Genomic DNA, 17,274 nt, shown 5'->3' with positions numbered 1-17,274 from the left:
GGGGGGGAGGGGTGGGGAGGGGGGGGGGGGGTTGGGGGGGCAAAAAAGGGTGGGAGGGCTAGGGAGACGCGGGCGGGGAGAAAAACTCTGGCCCGGGGGGGGGGGGGGGCCCCCCCCCCCCCCCCCCCCCCCACACCCCGGGCGTCAGCCCTCGTCGGAGGCGTCCGAAGCAGCGGCGACCGTGGTGGTCTTCTTCGCCGCCGACTTCGCGGCGGCCGTCTTGGCCGCCTTCTTGGCCGTGGTCTTCTTGGCTGCCGTCTTCTTGGCCGCGGTCTTCTTCACCGCGGTCTTCTTGGCGGCGGCCTTCTTCGCCGTGGCCTTCTTGGCGGTCTTACGAGCCGCCTTCTTGGCCGGAGCGGTCGCCTCGGCCACCTCCTCGGCCGTCACCTCGCCGGCCGGGGCCTCGGCAGCCGCCTCCGCCGCGGCCGACGGGACGACCACGACGGCCGCCTCCTCGGGCGCGGTCGGCGCGGTGGCCTTGCGCACGGCACGACGGCGCGGGCGGGCCGGGGCGGCGGCCTCGGCGGGCGCCTCCTCGACAGCGACCGGGGCCGGGGCCTCCTCGGCGGGCCGGGCCACCGGCTCCTCGGCCGCGGGCTCGGCCTCGGGCACCGTCACCACGGCCGCCTCGGCTCCCGCCGGGGAACCGGCCGGCGCCGAGACCTTCCGGGTCGCACGACGGCGCGTACGGCCCTTGGGCGCGGCCTCCTCGGCAGCCTCGGCCTGCGGCGCCGCGACCACCTGGTCCTCGACGGCCACAGGCTCGGCCAGGGCCTCCACGGCCGGCTCCGGACGCACCGGGCGCGCCGCCGCCTCCTCGGCGGTGACCTCCTGCGCGGTCGGGGCCTCTGCGGCCACGGCGGCCTCGGTCCTCGGGGCCTTCTGGCGAGGAGCCTCCGCCCTGGGTGCGCCCGCCGGAGCCGAGGCCCGGCGGCTCGCCCGGCGGCGCGTACGGCCACGGGTGGCCGCCGCCTCCGCCTCGGCGACGCTGCTGTACAGCTCCTCGTCCGGCGCGAAGTCGGGGGCCGGCAGGGTGACCGGCTCGGCGACCTCGGCGGCCACCTCGGCGGCGGTCTCCACCTCGGGCTCGACGGCCTCACCGGTCTCCACGGCCACGGCGGCGGTCTCGTGCACGTGCTCCGGCACCTCACCACCACGACCGCGCTTCTTGCGCTTGCCGCCACCGCCGCCGGCGGACACCGGCTGCTCCATGTGCACGATGACACCGCGGCCGTTGCAGTGGACACAGGTCTCGGAGAAGGACTCCAGCAGACCCTGGCCGACCCGCTTACGGGTCATCTGCACCAGACCCAGCGAGGTCACCTCGGCCACCTGGTGCTTGGTCCGGTCCCGGCCCAGGCACTCCAGCAGACGGCGCAGCACCAGGTCGCGGTTGGACTCCAGGACCATGTCGATGAAGTCGATGACGACGATGCCGCCGAGGTCGCGCAGCCGCAGCTGGCGCACGATCTCCTCGGCCGCCTCCAGGTTGTTCCTGGTGACCGTCTCCTCCAGGTTGCCGCCCTGGCCGGTGAACTTGCCGGTGTTGACGTCGATGACGACCATCGCCTCGGTCTTGTCGATCACCAGCGAACCGCCGCTGGGCAGCCACACCTTGCGGTCCAGGGCCTTGGCGAGCTGCTCGTCGATCCGGTAGGTGGCGAAGACGTCGACCTCGGAGGTCCACTTCGACAGCCGGCCCGCCAGATCCGGCGCGACGTGCGAGACGTACCCGTGGATGGTGTCCCAGGCGTCGTCACCGCTGACGATGACCTTGGAGAAGTCCTCGTTGAAGATGTCGCGCACGACCCGGACGGTCATGTCCGGCTCGCCGTACAGCAGCGTCGGGGCGTTGCCGTTCTTCGACTTCTTCTGGATGTCCTCCCACTGCGCCTGCAGCCGCTCGACGTCCCGGCGCAGCTCGTCCTCGCTCGCGCCCTCGGCGGCGGTGCGCACGATGACGCCCGCGTCCTCGGGGACGATCTTCTTGAGGATGGTCTTCAGCCGGGCCCGCTCGGTGTCGGGCAGCTTGCGGCTGATGCCGGTCATCGAGCCCTCGGGGACGTACACGAGGTAACGGCCCGGCAGGGAGACCTGGCTGGTCAGACGCGCGCCCTTGTGCCCGATCGGGTCCTTCGTCACCTGGACGAGGACCGACTGCCCGGACTTCAGGGCGGACTCGATGCGGCGCGGGCCGTTGGCCATGCCCAGCGCCTCGAAGTTGACCTCACCGGCGTACAGGACGGCGTTGCGTCCCTTGCCGATGTCGATGAAGGCGGCCTCCATCGACGGCAGCACGTTCTGGACCTTGCCGAGGTAGACATTGCCGACGTACGAGGTCGCCTGCTCCTTGTTGACGTAGTGCTCGACGAGCACGCCGTCCTCCAGGACGCCGATCTGCGTGCGCTCGCCGTGCTGGCGCACGACCATCACGCGCTCGACGGCCTCGCGGCGGGCCAGGAACTCGGCCTCGGTGATGATCGGGACACGGCGACGCCCCTGCTCACGGCCTTCCCGGCGGCGCTGCTTCTTGGCCTCCAGACGGGTCGAGCCCTTGATGGACTGCACCTCGTCCGACGGCTCGGCGGGCTTGCGGGGCTCGCGGACCTTGACGACCGTACGCTCCGGGTCGCCCTCGCCGGGCTCGGTGTCGACGGTGGTGTCACCGGCACGGCGACGACGGCGACGGCGGCGACGGCTGCTGGAGCTGGAGACACCGGCCTCGTCGCGGGCCTCCTCGGCGTCCTCTTCCTCCTGCTCGGCGGTGTCCTCGGCGTCCTGCGCGGCCTGCTCGGCGGCCAGCTCCTCGGCCTCCGCTTCCACGCCCTCGCCGGCCTCACCGCGACGGCGACGCCGGCCGCCACGACGGCGACGGCGGCGCGCACCGGACTCCTCGAAGCCCTCGGCGCCCTCCGTCTCCTCGGCCTCCTCCTCCTCGGCCTCCTCCTCGGCTTCGGCGACGGCCTCGGCGGCCTCCGGCTCCTCCTCGGCGGCGGCCTCGACGGCCGGGGCCTCCTCGGCGGCGCCCCGGCGGCGACGGCGGCGGCGCGTGCCGGTCTCGGCGCGCTCCTCCGTGTACTCCTCGGGCTCCTCCGCCTCGGCGGCCTCGGCGGCGGCCTCGGCGGCGGCGCGCTCCGGGGTCTGGAACTTCGGCTCGGTGAACACCGGAGGCTGGAAGACGGCGACGGCCGGGCGGGCCGGGCGGCGCGGGGCCTCGGCCTCGGGGGTCTCCGCCTCGGGAGTCTCCGCCTCGGCGGCCGGCGCGGGCTGCGCGGGCTCGGAGAACCCGAACACGGGGCGCACGACCCGGCGCCGGGAACGACGCGGGGCGGCCTCCTCGGCGGGGGCCTCCTCGGCAGGGGCCTGCGACGCGGGAGCCTGCGGCGCCTGGGCGGCGGAGGCGGGCTCGGTGGTGTGCGTGGTGACGGGGACCTCCGGGGTCTGGGCACCGGCGCCGGTCTCGTCGGCCTTGGCCTCCGCGGACTCGGTGGTGTCGGTGGCGGGCGCGGACGCCCGGCGGGTGGACCGGCGACGGGTACGGCGCGGGGCCGTCTCCTCGGCGACCGGCTCCTGGACGGCTTCCGCGGTCTCCTCCGCTTCGTGAACGGCCTGGGCGGGGACGGCTCCGGCGGCGGGAGCCTCCTCGGCGGCCTGCGGCGCGCCGACGGGTGCGGAGGCGCGGCGGGCGACCCGGCGACGCGGACGACCGGCAGCGGCGGCCTCCTCGCCGACGCCGCTCACCTCGGCGGCCGCGGCAGCCTCGGGAGTTTCGGCAGCGGGAGCCTCGGGGGCAGCGGACTCGGCCGCCTTCGGCGCACCGGCGGGAGCGGACGCTCGGCGGGTCGCACGACGGCGCGGACGCGCGGCGGGCGCCTCCTCCGCGGCGGCGGGCGCCTCGACGGCGGGCTGCTCAGCGGCCCTGTCGGCCTCGGCGGCAGCGGCCGTACCCGACGCGGCGGTGGCCGGGACGACGGTCTCGGCGGCCTCGGCGGCGGTCGGGGACCCGGCGGGCGCGGACGCACGGCGGGCGACCCGGCGACGCGGACGACCGGCCGGAGCGGCCTCTTCGGCGGCGGGCGCCTCGACGACCGCCGTCTCTTCCTGAGACTTGCCGGCGTCGGACGCGGCAGCGGCCGGAACCACCGTCTCGACGGCCTCGGCGGCCGCCGGGGCACCGGCAGGAGCGGACGCGCGGCGCGCGGCACGGCGGCGCGGACGAGCGGCGGGCGCGGCCTCTTCCGGGGCAGCGGCAGCGGGGGTGGTGGCCTCCGCGGCGAGCGGCGCCTCCAGGGCCTCCTCCGTCGCAGGGGCCTCATCGGCACCGGAAGCGACGGCGGTCGGCGCGGAGACGCTGCGCGTGGCGCGGCGGCGGACGCGGCGGGGCGCGGCCTCCTCGCCGGAGACGACCTCGCCGCCCTCGGCGACGGCGGCCGGGGTCTCGGTCTCGGTGGCGGACGCGGTCGCAACGACCGTCTCTACGGCCTCGGCGGACGCCGGTGCCCCGGCGGGCGCGGACGCGCGACGCGTGGCACGGCGGCGCGGACGGCCCGCAGGCGCGGCCTCCTCGGCAGCGGGTGCCGGGACGGCCTCGACCGCTTCCACCTGCGCCTCAGCGCTCAGCGCACCGGCTTCTTCGGCCTCGATCGCCTCTACGGCTTCTGCCGCTTCTTCAGTTGCAGCAGCCTCGGCGGCCTCAAGGACCTCGGCGACGTCGTCGGACTCGGCGGCCGGTATGGCCGGCACGGTCACCTCGACGGGAGCCTCGGCCGCGGCCGGCGGTCCAGCCGGGCGGGAGGCGGCACGGCGACGCCTGCGCGGCGGCAGGGTGTCGCTGGGAGTGTTCAGTTCAGAACCCTCGTTGGGTTCGGTCGGCTCGAGCATGCGGGCGTTTCTCCCGTCAGGCCCCCGGGCGCCGCGCCTGGTCCGGTGTCGGTCTCGAGGGACCGTCCGCCGTTGACGTCCGCGGCCCGCGTCGTACGCGAAGGCCGCCGTCCGGGGCGCGGGCGCCGCACGGGAGCACTCTGTGTCCTGTCTCGCCGGTTCCGTACGCCTTGTCGGTACGGCCTGGCGAAAGTCTTCTGGTCGGTGCGCTGCCCGACCCAGGTGGCTCCCGAGTACAAGGGCGGCGCTACGACGTCCGTCCCTACGCGGGACCTTCCGGCGCCGTCGCGGCGGCGGCCGGTGCGGCCGTCAGGGCCTCGGCTGCCTCGCGGTCGGGCGCGAGCGGGTCGGTCACCGTGCCGGTCTCTTCATCGAACAGCCCCTGCGCCAGCCTGGTCACCGCTGCGGGGACCGGCGGCGCCAGGTCGGCCACGGCGCGGAGACCGGACAGGACGTCGTCGGGTCGTACGGCAGGCGTCACGTGCCGAACAACCAGCCGCAGTATCGCACAGGGCTGGTCGCTAGGCCTATCGGCCGGTGAACCGTGCGTTTCCAGGCTCACCACGGCCGGGCGGGCGTCGAAGGTGCGGACACCGTTCTTGGTCATCCGCTGGACCTCGACGGTGCCGGCCCGGTTGAACGCGTCGACCGCGCGCTCGGCGTCGGCCGGGTCGACGCCGTCCAGCCGCAGCTCCCAGACGGAGGCCGTCAGCCGGTCGGCGAGGCCCGAAGTCCGCGCCTCGACCGCCTCGATCACGTCGAGCCCGGCGGGCAGCGACTCGTCGAGGAGGACGCGCAGGGTCTCCGGGTCGCGCGCTGCGGTGAGCGCGATCTCCAGGTACTCCGCCTCACTGCCCGTGCCGGTGGGTGCGGCATTGGCGTACGACACCTTCGGGTGCGGCGTGAACCCGGCCGAGTACGCCATGGGCACCTCGGCGCGGCGCAGCGCACGCTCGAAGGCGCGCTGGAAGTCTCGGTGGCTGGTGAACCTCAGGCGGCCGCGCTTGGTGTAGCGCAGTCGGATGCGCTGCACCGCGGGTGCGGGCGGCGGGCCTTCGGGCTGTCGCTTGCCCAGTGTCCTAGTCCTTCGTGAGTGCGGTCGTACTGCTACCAAGAGTACGTGTCGCGGGCCCCTGGGGTTCCCGCCGGTCCACCGCGGCCGGCCGCCGGGGCTCGCCGAACAGCATCCGCCGGAAGTCGGCGCGGGCCTGCCGTACCGTTTCGCGGGCGCTCGTCAGGGCCTCGCGGACGGCCCGGCCCACCACACGCGCGCCCTCGGCGGCGGGGCGCAGGACGGCGTCCCGGACGAGGTGGCCGACCGGGGTGAGGACGGTCCGGTACACCCAGCGCAGGGGCTCCACGAAGCTCCACCGGAAGAGAGTCCCTAGCGCGCGGCCGACGGCCCGCGAGATCCGTCCGGCGATCCGCCAGGCGTGCCCGAGGGCGTCGCCCACCTCGCGCGCCACGACGGCGAGGAACCGGCCGGCCGGCGAGAGAACCCGGCGCCACAGCACGAGGGCGGGCAGGACGAAGAGGACGCGGAGGGTCCAGTACAGGGCCGCCCCGAGGCCGGTGCCGATCACGCCCAGCAGCCACCCCAGCCCTCGTACACACCAGGCGGCGGCACGTCCGACGGGCGTGAGGACCCGGTCGTACAGCCATCGCGCGGGGACGACGAGCAGATACCGGGCCAGCCAGGCGCCGGCCGTGTACACGCCGGCGCCCACGGCGGCCAGGACCGCGCCGATACCCGTCAGCAGCCAGGTGACCGCTTGCCCGGTCGGGCGCAGCACGCGCGCGTACACCCAGGCGAACCCGGCGCCCACCCCGCGCGCCAGCCAGGCGACGGCGTGCCCGACGGGCGTGAGCAGGCACCGGTGGAACCAGACCGCCGGTACGACGACGAGGACCGTGCCGAGCCGGCCGAGCGCCCTGCCGACGGGGAGCACGGCAGAGCGCCACAGGGCCACGAACGGCCAGACGAACAGGGCCTTTCCGGCCCACAGCAACGCCCGGCCCAGCGGCCTGAGCACGGCGTCCCGCAGAAACCCTCCGGTGACGACGAGGGCGTCCCACGCCATCCGCACCGGCACCACCAGCGCCAGGACGACGATCCGCAGGGGCACGCGGATCGCGACGGTGAGGCACCCTTCCGGCTGCCGTGTCGGGGGAGGCGGCTTGTGCGGTTCCATACCGGGGTAGACGCCGAGGCCCCGCGTTCGGATCCGGCGATCCGGCCCGCCCGGCTAGAGAACCCGCGCCTTGTACGACTCCGGATAGCGCTGGGTGATCTCCACCGCCCACACCAACAGGGCGATGGGGACGACCCAGTTGAACCAGTCGTCCTGGGACGGGAAGCGGATGGCCAGCCAGGTCGAGACCGTCATCAGGGCGAAGGCGGTGCCCCACACGGCCGTCAGCACCCGGTTGATGTGCAGGAAGACCGGTGAGTCCCACACCTCACGGGGAGTCGCGGACCGACGATCTGGTCGAAGAGCCACTGGCGGAACGCCCGTAGCTGCGGAAGAGCCGGGAGGATGAGCAGGCTTTCCTGCTGTGCCGCGGCATCGGCCTCATCGAGGACCCTGCCCAAGATCACCACGCCGGGAGCGGCATCCGCCGGGAACGCCACGGGCAGGGAGAGCGTCGCGCTGTCGGGGGTCTCCTGCTCCACCGCCGCCGTCATGGACGCGCAGATCACGTTGCTGACGTCCTGAGCGACATAGCGGTGCTCCGGCCGCACGCCGGTCCGGCAGCCGGTGAATTTCGCGAGAAGCAGCTCGCGAGCAGCCCCTCCCCCTGCTGTTGCGCCGCCCAGTACAGGGCGTACGGCACATCGTTCAGCGTCACGGTCACGGTCCGGCCGGACGGCGCCACGGTCTCCCACGCGGAGGACGGCGGCGCCGGCGCCTCGGGCCACGGTTCGAACCAGACCGTCTTGCGGTCCTCGCCGCTGTGGACACCGTGGCTCGTGGCCAGTTCCTCCACCAGGGACAGGCCCCTTCCGGTGCAGGCGTAGGGATGGCGGTCATGCGGCACCAGCCCGCGGTCCGGTCGCTGGTCACTGATCCGCACATGTGGCCGGCCTTCGACGCCCCAGGCCCGCACCTCGGCCTCGGTGCGCGCGTGGATCAGCGCATTGGTCACCAGCTCACCGGTCAGCAGCTCGGCGGTGTCCACCAGATCGGGTGCGACGCCGTCCAGCACCGAGCGTACGAAGCGCCGGGCCACGGCGACGTTCTCCGGCGCCGGAGACAGGCGTCGCGACGGCACCCCGGGAGGAATGGGGCTGCCCACACCGGCAGGGCGCCCAGAAACACCCACCCGAAAAGGACGGGGCACGTCCCAGGCGTCCACCCGTACCAGCATGGCGCCGGCTCCGCTCTGAGGCGTCTGGCGCAAGATCCGGAAAGTCACTACCATGCGCACGATCCGGCCACCGTCGGGTCGGTCAAGCGATCTTCCCTGGCAGAGCGGGAGCACACTCCACTGCGAGAGCCCCCGTTCACCCCTAGGAGGGAATGATGTCGCAGTCCCATAGGCTCTCAATTGCCCTCACTGGCTTGTTCCCCTCAACTACCCACTACAGTGCGTTGCCGAGCCGGTTGAGCACCGTTGATCCCTCGGAGGGAAGCAGTTCGCACTGCGGCAGGGAGATCCAGTGAAAGACGTCGGGGCGGTGCGCACTGCCACACTCCGGGAAGACGAGTCCAATCCCGGCGCCTTCCAGGCCAGCGCGAGCATCGTGCAAGCGGGATTCTTCTGCTGGGAGATCGCCACAGGCGAGGTGAGCTGCGACCCGCTCACCCTCGCGCTGCACGGCATGCCCGAGAACGGCCCGTCGGACATTTCGAGCTTCCTGGCCGCAGTACACGAGTCCGATCTGGCCGATGTGCGCGATGCCCTGGGACTGATAGCGGAGTCCTGCGGCAACTACCAGATCGAGTACCGCGTCGCTGTCGACGACGGCCGACACAGGTCCCTGGAAGCCCGGGGCCGCGTCCTGCCCGGCCCCGACGGACTGCCGGCCCGCATGGTCGGAGTGGTCATGGACACCACGGCAGTCCATGAACGCCACGAGGCGGAGAGGCGGCGGTTGTACCAGCGCGCCACCCGTGACCGTTGGATGCAGGAGCTGACCGCGGCTCTGGCCGCCGCGGTGACGGTCAAGGACATCATGGCCGCCGCACAGGCAGGACTGCGTACCTTCGGAGCCGACGCGCTGGCGGTGATCGCCCCGGAGGGAAACCGGTTGACCGTCGTCGCCTCGTGCGCCGAAGACGAGCATGGCGAGGACTCCCTGCGAGTCCTCGACGCCACGGCCCGCACCCTCGTGGAGGAGTCACTCGACCGTAGGGCGCCTGTTCTCATCGGCTCCGCGGACGCACTGATCAACGGTTGTCCGCACCTGACACCGCTCGACCAGCCGGCCCCGCGGGCGTGGGCGGCCCTGCCGCTCACGGACTCGCGCGGCCGCGTCAGTTCCTGCCTCGTCAGTTTTCCCGAGCCGCAGGAGTTTCTGCCCGAGGAGCGGGCCCTCCTGGTCGCCGCCATGGGGCTGCTCGCCCAGTCACTGGAGCGAGCCGGCATGTACGAGTCGGAACACGCACTCGCCACCGAGCTCCAGCGTGGCATGCTGCCCCGCGGGCCGCTCACGGTGCCGGGCGTGACCATCGCCGCCCGCTACCAGGCCGCCACCTCCGGCATGTGGATCGGTGGCGACTGGTACGACGCCATCAGCCTGCCCGACGGCAGCGTGGCTCTGGTCATAGGAGACGTGCAGGGACACAGCGTTCACGCCGCGTCTCTCATGGGGCGGCTGCGTACCGCCGTGCATGCCTACGCGAACGAAGGACACCCGCCCGCGGCCGTCCTGGAACGCACCAACCGCTTGCTGACCGAGTTGAACACCGACCCGGACCGGGCCCTGTTCGCCACATGCTGTTACATAGCGCTCAATCCCTTCGACGGAACGCTCCGGGTGTGCCGGGCGGGTCATCCGGCCCCGGCGCTGATCACGCCCCGCAAGCCGCCGCGCCTCCTGGAGGTCCCTGGCGGCCTCCCGCTGGGGATCGACCGGGAGCAGCGGTACCCGACCACCCGCCTGCGCATCGCTCCGGGCAGCGTGCTCGCGCTGACCACCGACGGCCTGCTCGAGGCCGTGAACAAGGACATCGACCAGGGCACCGAGAGGTTTCTCCAGGGTCTGCGCGGCGCTCCCACGGCGGACCTGGAGACCATGGTCGACAACCTCATCGCCGGGACGCAGAAGGCTCAGGGCCTGGGCGACGACGTCGCTCTGCTCCTGGCTCGTCTGAACCGGCCCGATCCCCGCAGCTGACCCGGTCCTGACCCGCCCCGTTCACAACAGGCCTGGATCCCCGGGAACTTGTATCAACGGCCAGCCGAATGCACTCGTCTGTGTGTTGCCGTACGCAGGGCAATGAGTGCCAAAGAAACGATACCTCTGTCGAACACCGCCAACAGGCAGGGTAATTTACGTCGGTGGCTGGGACTGCCTGCTCATGCTCCATGCGGGCATCGGGCGCGCCGCATCGGCAATGTCGCTGGATGTCGCGAATGGCAGAGATTACCGAGAAGCGAGCTGACGTATGGACAATTTCCGGATTCCAGACCTCCACATACCCGTACCGGCAGCGCTCAATCCGGAACTCCAGGAGGCCACGGCGGCCGCTGAGGCATGGCTGGACGAGTTCGGTCTGGTGCCCACCGAGGAGGCACGTCGGCATGTGCAGCGCACTCGTGTGGACCGGCTCACCGCATGGCTGTGCCCGAACGCCTCACCTGAGGCACTGACGCTGATCACCCAGTGGAACGCATGGCTGTTCCAGTTGGACGACCAGTTCGACGACAACCCGGTGCGCGGTTACCAGCCCGAGCGGTGGCGCGAGGCGTTCGGACCGTTGTTCGCCGTCTTCGACGGAACCGTTACGGCTGGGCGACTGGCGCGTTCCCTGGCCGACCTGTGGCGCCGTACGACGGCTGTCCGTTCTTCCGCATGGCAGCGCAGATTTGTCCCGCACCTGCTGTGGTACTTCGACAGCTACCGGACCGACATGATTCATCGGGAGGAAGGGCGCGTACCCGGCCTGCAGCAGTATCTCGCTCACCGCCGCGCCTCGTTCGCGTTCGACGCCGTCCTGGACCTGATGGAAATCGGTGCCGGTGTGGACCTGCCTGACCAACTGCACGCCAACCCGGCCTTTGCGGACATGCGAGAGGCGGTGATCTACGCGAATGCCTGCATCAACGACCTCTATTCGCTGCCCAAAGAACTCGCGCATGATTATGCGTTCAACGCCGTCACGGTGATCTGCCACCATCACCGCTGCAGCCTCCAGGAGGCGGCGGAGCGAGTGGCCGTGATGCAGGCCGGATACGTCCAGCGCATCCTCGATCTCGAACAGGTCCTGCCCGGGCGGCTGACACGTTCCGGCTTCGCCGCCGACGCCGTCGACGACGCATTGCGTTGTGTCAGGGACTTCCACGCGCTCACCGCCGGGAACGTCGCTTGGTCGCAGGAGACCGGGCGCTATGCGGAGATAGAGGCCGAACCGACCTATCTGACAGACCTGTTCATTCCGTAGGAACCCTCGGCCATCACCCGAGCAGGGGATCTCGCAGCAACGCGAGCCGCCTCCATCACCCGATCGAGTGCCTCGCTCGGAATCCTCCGCTCTGGCGCGGCCGACCAGCACACACCCACAGGACCGTGTCTGAGGGCCCGACAAGCAATGCAGCCACGCTCGCCACACACATGAGTACGGATACTCAGTCGCCGTGGCGACTGACGCCGATGCGCTACGGCAATCTCCCGGGCTACCGTGTGAGCCGATCACCGCATTGCGGTACTGCGGACACGGGGGAGGAAACACGCATGGCGTGGGACGAGTGGGAGCAGCTCAAAACAGCCGCGGCCAACAGACACGGCGCCCACATGCAGTTGAACCACGTGCCGTCGGACCCGGGAGGATCCGGCACTCTGGTGTCGAACAAGCCGGCCTGGTCCAAGGCAGGCCAAGCCGTCGGCTCGCTCACCGGCTCCATCACCACGGCGCTGGGAAAGCTGACGGACGGGCAGAAGGGCCTTGGCGCGGAGACCGGCTGCCAGACGTCCGGGGCTCAGAAGGAAGTCCACGACTCGTGGGATCGCTACGTCAAGGCTGTGAGCGGGCGCTGCACAAGGCTCTCGGAACTGCTGGAAAAAGTCGGCAACGACCTGTTGAAGACCGATGAGTCCGTCAAGGCCGAGATCGGCAACCTCAAGGTGGACTACGCGGATACGCCGGCGGTCGGCGGCCAGGACAAGGGGCGGTAACCAGAAGTCATGGACCTCGCAACCCTGAAGGCGCTCGACCCCAAAGAGTTTCTGGACGCGGCCGACGGATACCGCAGCACCAGTGACATGGCCGGCGCGGCCAAGGACCGCATCGAGAACGAGATCGCCGCGGCCATGAGGAAGTCCCTCAACAGCGAGGCCGCGACCGCGGCGATCGGCCAACTGTCTGAGCTGGGGAAGGACTTCCACTACATCCAGATCGAATGCGGACTGGTCAGTACGGCTCTCGAGGCGTTCTCGTACGAGATCGAAGCGGCCAAGAAGAAGCTGCAAGCAGCCATCGACGGCGCGCAGGCGGCGAAGCTCACCGTGAACGCCGACGGCTCGGTCACCTATCCGGCGGGCGGGGAGAAGGGCACGGACGGAAAGGTTCCCGGGGGCGGCACGGTCAGCGGCACAGCGGGCAGCCTGTCCCAGGACATAGCCGCGGCGGTGAGCCGTCAGTCAGCCAACGTCGACCCCAACCCCAACCACCGCCTCGCCCTGGATTACGCGGATGAGATCGCCGGCGCCCTCAAGGAGGCGACGGAGTCCGACGAGAAGTGGGCGCCGAAGCTGCGGGCGCTGAAGGCGGACGACGATCTCACCGTCTCCGACAAGGACCTTGCCGACGCGTCCTCGGACACGAGCGGTGTGCGTGACGCGGGCAAGGAGTACCTCGACTCGCTGCCGCAGCCGCCCAAGGACGGCAAACCGACGGACAACGCGAAGTGGTGGAAGGGGCTCAGCCCGGAGCAGCAGGCCGCGTGGATTTCCATGCGTCCCGACTCGGTCGGCGCGCTCGACGGACTCCCGGCGACGGTTCGGGATGAGGCCAACCGGACAGTGCTCTCCGAGGCGCACGGCGTCGCACAGGTCAAATACGACGCCTGGTTGCAGGATCACCCTGAACCCCCGCGGTACCAGGACCATATCAACCTGCATACCGGGGTGAAGCAGGGCAAGGAGGAAAACCCGGCGTGGAAGGAATGGGAAGCCGAACGGGAGAAGATGCACAAAGGGCTCGACGGCATGAAAGCGATACAGGACCGTTTCGACGCGACGGGCACCAAAGGGCTGCCCGAGGCGTACCTACTGGGCTTCAGCGCCGAAGGAGACGGCCGCGCGATCATCGCCAACGGGAACCCGGACACCGCGGATCACCAGGCGGTCTACGTGCCGGGTACGACCTCCGATTTGGACAACATCAAGGGGAACATGGATCGGATGGTCACTGTCTGGCATGCAGCCCACGGCATACCCGGTGCACAATCTGTCTCCACCATCACCTGGCTCGGCTACGACGCACCTAACGACGTCGTAAAAGACGCGACTTTCACCCACTATGCATACGACGGCGCACCGGCCTTCAATAAATTCCTCGATGGACTCGACGCATCACATTCCGGCGATTCGGCACCGCACCGTACCGTGATCGGCCACTCGTACGGATCGAGCCTCGTGGGCGCCGCGGCCCAGACCGGGGATCTCCACGCCAACGACATCGTCTTCGCGGGCAGTCCCGGCGTGGAGGTTCCCCGCGCCGATCAGCTGGATGTTCCGAAGGGGCACGTGTGGAACGAGTACGCCGACGGGGACCCGGTTCCAGAGCTCGGCCGCATGATCCATGGCGGAGGCTTCGGGCGTGAAATTCCTGCCGATTCGAGCTTCGGCGCCAACCAGATGGCCACCGACACCGAGGGTCATAGTGGCTACTGGGACGATGGCTCCCTGAGCGTAAAAAACCAGGCCATGGTAGTGGTCGGGCAATATGACAACGTGAAGGCGGCGCCGGAGCCGACGAGGCCATATACACCGCACACCGTGTGGGAAAAATAGTACTCCCGATGTGCAGGCGCCGGCATGTAGACGGACGCAATGACCGGCTAATAGTCCAGCCCGACGAAATAAGGCCCCGCCATGAAGGACAAGCTGAGCACCATCGTGCTCGCCGCACCCCTTGCACTCATCACCCTCACGGGATGTGGTATGGAATCCGAAGAAACCCCGGTGGTCGGCACCAGCACGTCATTGGATGCCGCCGACGCCATAGAAAAGATTTCCAGCGGTATTTACGACATGATCGGCGTCAAGGGAAAAGCATCCGACGGTTCCACTGGGGTCCAGGAATGCCCAGGAAAGGATCCAGATAAATACTTCAAGGTCTTTCACCCGTGGAGTTTCGTCCCAGCTTCGGCAAGCGATACCGAAAAGGCGATGAAGAATCTCAAGGCGGAACTCCCGAAGCATGGCTGGAAGATTGTCGAATACGGTCCGGACACCAGCAAGAACAAGAACATCAACCTGACCGCAGACAATGACGAGAAGAAGGTCGGAGTAAACATCGTTCAGATGCTCAAGAACGACCCGCCGGGGCTGAGCCTGACCGTCGTGTCCGGCTGCTACAAGGTCCCGGACGGTCAGAAGGTCCAACACTTCTGAGCGCGGCTGGTACGAGCGCCTCAATGATCCGGTCGGCGCCGGGGACGTCCGGGTTTGCCGGCCACGGACGGGATGCCATCGACCACAGCCAGGGTCTGGGTGACGCCGTTGACGTCGGCAGCGGTGATGACCACCTTGAACGGCGTACCTCTACCGTCGCTTACTGCCCGTCTTCCAGCGGTCGACCGGGGACGGGCCGGTGGCCCCCCGCAGCGTAGAAACCCGCTGTCCAAGATCAAGGGAGAACTTCATGCCAGCTGGCGATCCCGACTCACATCGGATCGCGGCCGGCGGCGACGCGCACGGATCCAAAGGCGGCATGCCCCGCGGGCCTCGGCCTTACTCCAGGGTCTTCGCAGCGTTGCGGATGACCTCGAGGACAGCGTTGGGCTGGGAGAGCATCGGGACGTGGCTGCTGTCGAGGCTGACGGTCGTGGCCTTCATCCGCTCGGCGGAAGCGCGCTCCCGGTCCGGGTTCACCGTGCGGTCCTGGGTGCCCACGATGTACCAGCTCGGCTTCGCTCGCCAGGCATTGCCGGGTACCTGCTGGTCGAAGAGGTCCGCGATCGGCGGGTTAGCGGTCGCCAGCACGAGCTTTTGTTCCTCCAGCGGCAGGTCGCCGCAGAAGTCGCCGATGCCCGACTCCTTGAGGTAGATGCGGTTGTCGGTGACCTCAAGGTGCTCGAAAACCGGCGAGCTGGGAAACGCGGCCAGGTGCTGCTGCGAGGTCTCGTCGTCGTCCGGGGCAAGCGCGCAGATGTACACCAGGGCGCCCACCCGGTCGTGCACGCCCGCCTTGGTGATCAGTGTGCCGCCGTAGGAGTGGCCCACGAGCACGACCGGGCCGGGCACGTGGTTGATCGCGCGGGTTACGCAGTCGACGTCGCCTGCGAGCGAGTCAAGCCCATGCTGCGACGCGAAGACCTCGCGACCCTCGGCCTGTAGTGCGGGGATGAGCTTTGCGAAGCACGAGCCATCGGCCCACAAGCCGTGGGCCAGCACGATGCTGGCTTTTCCGGCCATGAGTGCCTCCTTTGTCGCGACGTCGCTACCTGTAGCGGAGATCCACTTCGTTTGATCCTCTTTGTTCAACCCTAGGTGGGAACTACAGGTGCCGCTCGTCGTTCGTACAGTGGCGCGCTCCACCTGGACGCCAGGAACCACGCCCGCTCCACGGTGTGGGTCGGGCCGCGTCTGCTCGGCTCTGCCTGGGTCGATGGTGTGTGGGATGGGAGCCCCCAGCATCCGCCACAACGGACCCGCAGTCGGCGACGGCGCCCCCTCCATCCCGGTGCCGGCCGATCCCCCGCCGGAGGCACTGAGGTCTTTCAGCGTGGCCACTGATCGAATGTCGTCAATCTCCGCGGCCGTCCTCACTCTGGAGCGGCAGCGCTGAAAGAACTCCCTGGCTTTCACCGCCTGTCCTTCACCGCTCGGCGGCCGTATCCCGTGACTCGGAAAAAGAATCCAAATCGAATTCGTCGCCGTCGGTCGGACGGGGAAACCGAAGGCACCGGGATAAAGTGGCGTCGAGGCCGGCGACCTCGCGGGAATTCGGCGACGAATCTTTGCCCACCACAGCCCACCGCAGTGATGTCGCGAGATTTTGAGTTCACTCGAATGGCCCCTGCGTCAGGACGAGCCGTCAGGTGCCATCGAATATGGAATCCCGGGCGTCGTCCGACGTCCCCGCACCGAAGGACCGGCATGCGAATATCCCGCGAGTCCCTCCGTATCGTGCACACGGCCCGTTGGGCTGCGGCTCTTCTGGCCGTATCGGGAATCACCTCCGCACTGACAGTCGAAACGGCGCAGGCCGGTGGTCCGGGCGGCGATCCCGGCCGGGAGAAGCCCACCATCGTGCTCGTGCACGGCGCCTTCGCCGACGCGTCCAGCTGGAACGAGGTCGTGCAGCGGCTCCAGCAGAACGGCTACACCGTGGACGCGCCGGCCAACCCGCTCCGCGGCATTCCCCAGGACTCGGCCTACCTCGCAAGTTTCCTGAAGTCCGTCAAGGGACCGATCGTCCTGGTCGGCCACTCCTACGGCGGAGAGGTGATCTCCCAGGCCGCCACCGGAAACGACAACGTCAAGGCCCTCGTCTACATCAACGCGATCATGCCGGACACGGGAGAGTCCTTCTCCAGCCTCTCCGCGAAGTTCCCGGCCGCCCCGCTCACCAAGGCCCTAAAGCAGGTGCCCTTCAGCAACGGTGACAGCACCACCGGCACGGACGTCTACGTACAGCCGGACAAACTGCACCAGGTCTTCGCCGCCGACCTGCCCACCAGCCAGACCAACCTCATGGGAGTCACCCAGCGCCCGATCGCGCTGTCGGCGTTCGCGGCCAAGCTCACCGGCGCGGCCTGGCGGAACAAGCCCGTGTACGTCCTCGTCGGCAGACAGGACCAGGCGATCAACCCGGCCTTGGAGCTGTTCGAGGCGAAGCGCGCGAACGCCCGTAAGACAGTGGAGATCAACTCCTCGCACGTGTCCCTCGTTTCCCACCCGCAGGCGGTCAAGAACCTGATCGTCGACGCCGCCGAGGACTATATGCGGAAGAAGTGAAATGACCTCCAGTTCTTCCACGTCGACGGCGTGTACCACAAGGA

Annotated in this window: 13 protein-coding genes; 7 read left to right on the top strand and 6 right to left on the bottom strand. The window is 69.9% G+C overall.

What is annotated here, in order from left to right; genetic code table 11:
- Positions 1 to 144: 144 nt before the first annotated feature.
- The 4 genes from ACZ418_RS02265 to ACZ418_RS02250 form a co-directional block, all read right to left on the bottom strand.
- The gene (locus ACZ418_RS02265) at positions 145 to 4,881 is read right to left on the bottom strand and encodes an Rne/Rng family ribonuclease (RefSeq protein WP_468355593.1); all 4,737 of its coding nucleotides are present in this window, start codon (positions 4,879 to 4,881) and stop codon (positions 145 to 147) included.
- A gap of 262 nt (positions 4,882 to 5,143) precedes the next feature.
- Positions 5,144 to 5,914, bottom strand: a complete 771-nt coding sequence (locus tag ACZ418_RS02260; protein ID WP_468355590.1) for a TIGR03936 family radical SAM-associated protein — start codon at positions 5,912 to 5,914, stop codon at positions 5,144 to 5,146.
- A gap of 46 nt (positions 5,915 to 5,960) precedes the next feature.
- Positions 5,961 to 7,073, bottom strand: a complete 1,113-nt coding sequence (locus tag ACZ418_RS02255) for a hypothetical protein (protein WP_468355587.1) — start codon at positions 7,071 to 7,073, stop codon at positions 5,961 to 5,963.
- Positions 7,074 to 7,127: 54 nt separating this feature from the next.
- Positions 7,128 to 7,340 carry a hypothetical protein gene (locus tag ACZ418_RS02250; protein WP_468355584.1) on the bottom strand — a complete coding sequence of 71 codons (213 nt, stop codon included), beginning with the start codon at positions 7,338 to 7,340 and terminating at the stop codon, positions 7,128 to 7,130.
- A 78-nt stretch (positions 7,341 to 7,418) separates the two neighbouring features.
- Here ACZ418_RS02250 and ACZ418_RS02245 point away from each other — a divergent pair, with 78 nt between their 5' ends.
- Entirely contained in the window at positions 7,419 to 7,598 is a 180-nt protein-coding gene (locus ACZ418_RS02245) for a hypothetical protein (RefSeq protein ID WP_468355581.1), read from the top strand.
- On the opposite strand, the gene ACZ418_RS02240 is transcribed toward ACZ418_RS02245, so the two are convergent.
- On the bottom strand, positions 7,579 to 8,154 hold the full coding sequence (locus ACZ418_RS02240; protein WP_468355578.1) for an ATP-binding protein: 576 nt from the start codon (positions 8,152 to 8,154) through the stop codon (positions 7,579 to 7,581). The genes ACZ418_RS02245 and ACZ418_RS02240 overlap by 20 nt on opposite strands.
- A 388-nt stretch (positions 8,155 to 8,542) precedes the next feature.
- On the opposite strand from ACZ418_RS02240, the gene ACZ418_RS02235 reads away from it, so the two are divergent.
- The 5 genes from ACZ418_RS02235 (at position 8,543) to ACZ418_RS02215 (ending at position 14,662) form a co-directional block, all read left to right on the top strand.
- On the top strand, positions 8,543 to 10,222 hold the full coding sequence (locus ACZ418_RS02235) for a PP2C family protein-serine/threonine phosphatase (protein WP_468355575.1): 1,680 nt from the start codon (positions 8,543 to 8,545) through the stop codon (positions 10,220 to 10,222).
- Positions 10,223 to 10,493: 271 nt separating this feature from the next.
- The gene (locus ACZ418_RS02230) at positions 10,494 to 11,489 is read left to right on the top strand and encodes a terpene synthase family protein (RefSeq protein WP_468355572.1); all 996 of its coding nucleotides are present in this window, start codon (positions 10,494 to 10,496) and stop codon (positions 11,487 to 11,489) included.
- A 290-nt stretch (positions 11,490 to 11,779) separates the two neighbouring features.
- Positions 11,780 to 12,220, top strand: a complete 441-nt coding sequence (locus ACZ418_RS02225) for a hypothetical protein (RefSeq protein WP_468355569.1) — start codon at positions 11,780 to 11,782, stop codon at positions 12,218 to 12,220.
- A 9-nt stretch (positions 12,221 to 12,229) separates the two neighbouring features.
- Positions 12,230 to 14,059 carry an alpha/beta hydrolase gene (locus tag ACZ418_RS02220; protein ID WP_468355566.1) on the top strand — a complete coding sequence of 610 codons (1,830 nt, stop codon included), beginning with the start codon at positions 12,230 to 12,232 and terminating at the stop codon, positions 14,057 to 14,059.
- 81 nt (positions 14,060 to 14,140) lie between these two features.
- Positions 14,141 to 14,662, top strand: coding sequence for a hypothetical protein (locus tag ACZ418_RS02215; RefSeq protein ID WP_468355563.1), 522 nt, complete (start codon positions 14,141 to 14,143; stop codon positions 14,660 to 14,662).
- Positions 14,663 to 15,001: 339 nt separating this feature from the next.
- Here ACZ418_RS02215 and ACZ418_RS02210 read toward each other — a convergent pair whose 3' ends face one another.
- A complete protein-coding gene (locus ACZ418_RS02210; protein ID WP_361300724.1) occupies positions 15,002 to 15,685 on the bottom strand; it encodes an alpha/beta fold hydrolase in 684 nt (227 codons plus the stop codon).
- A 684-nt stretch (positions 15,686 to 16,369) separates the two neighbouring features.
- Between ACZ418_RS02210 and ACZ418_RS02205 the strand changes: the two genes are divergently transcribed.
- The gene (locus ACZ418_RS02205) at positions 16,370 to 17,230 is read left to right on the top strand and encodes an alpha/beta fold hydrolase (RefSeq protein WP_468355560.1); all 861 of its coding nucleotides are present in this window, start codon (positions 16,370 to 16,372) and stop codon (positions 17,228 to 17,230) included.
- Positions 17,231 to 17,274: the final 44 nt, after the last annotated feature.

The organism is Streptomyces sp. NPDC030820 (assembly GCF_055572075.1).
Note: the sequence above shows the minus strand (reverse complement) of the source record. Positions and strands in the feature narration are given on the sequence as shown.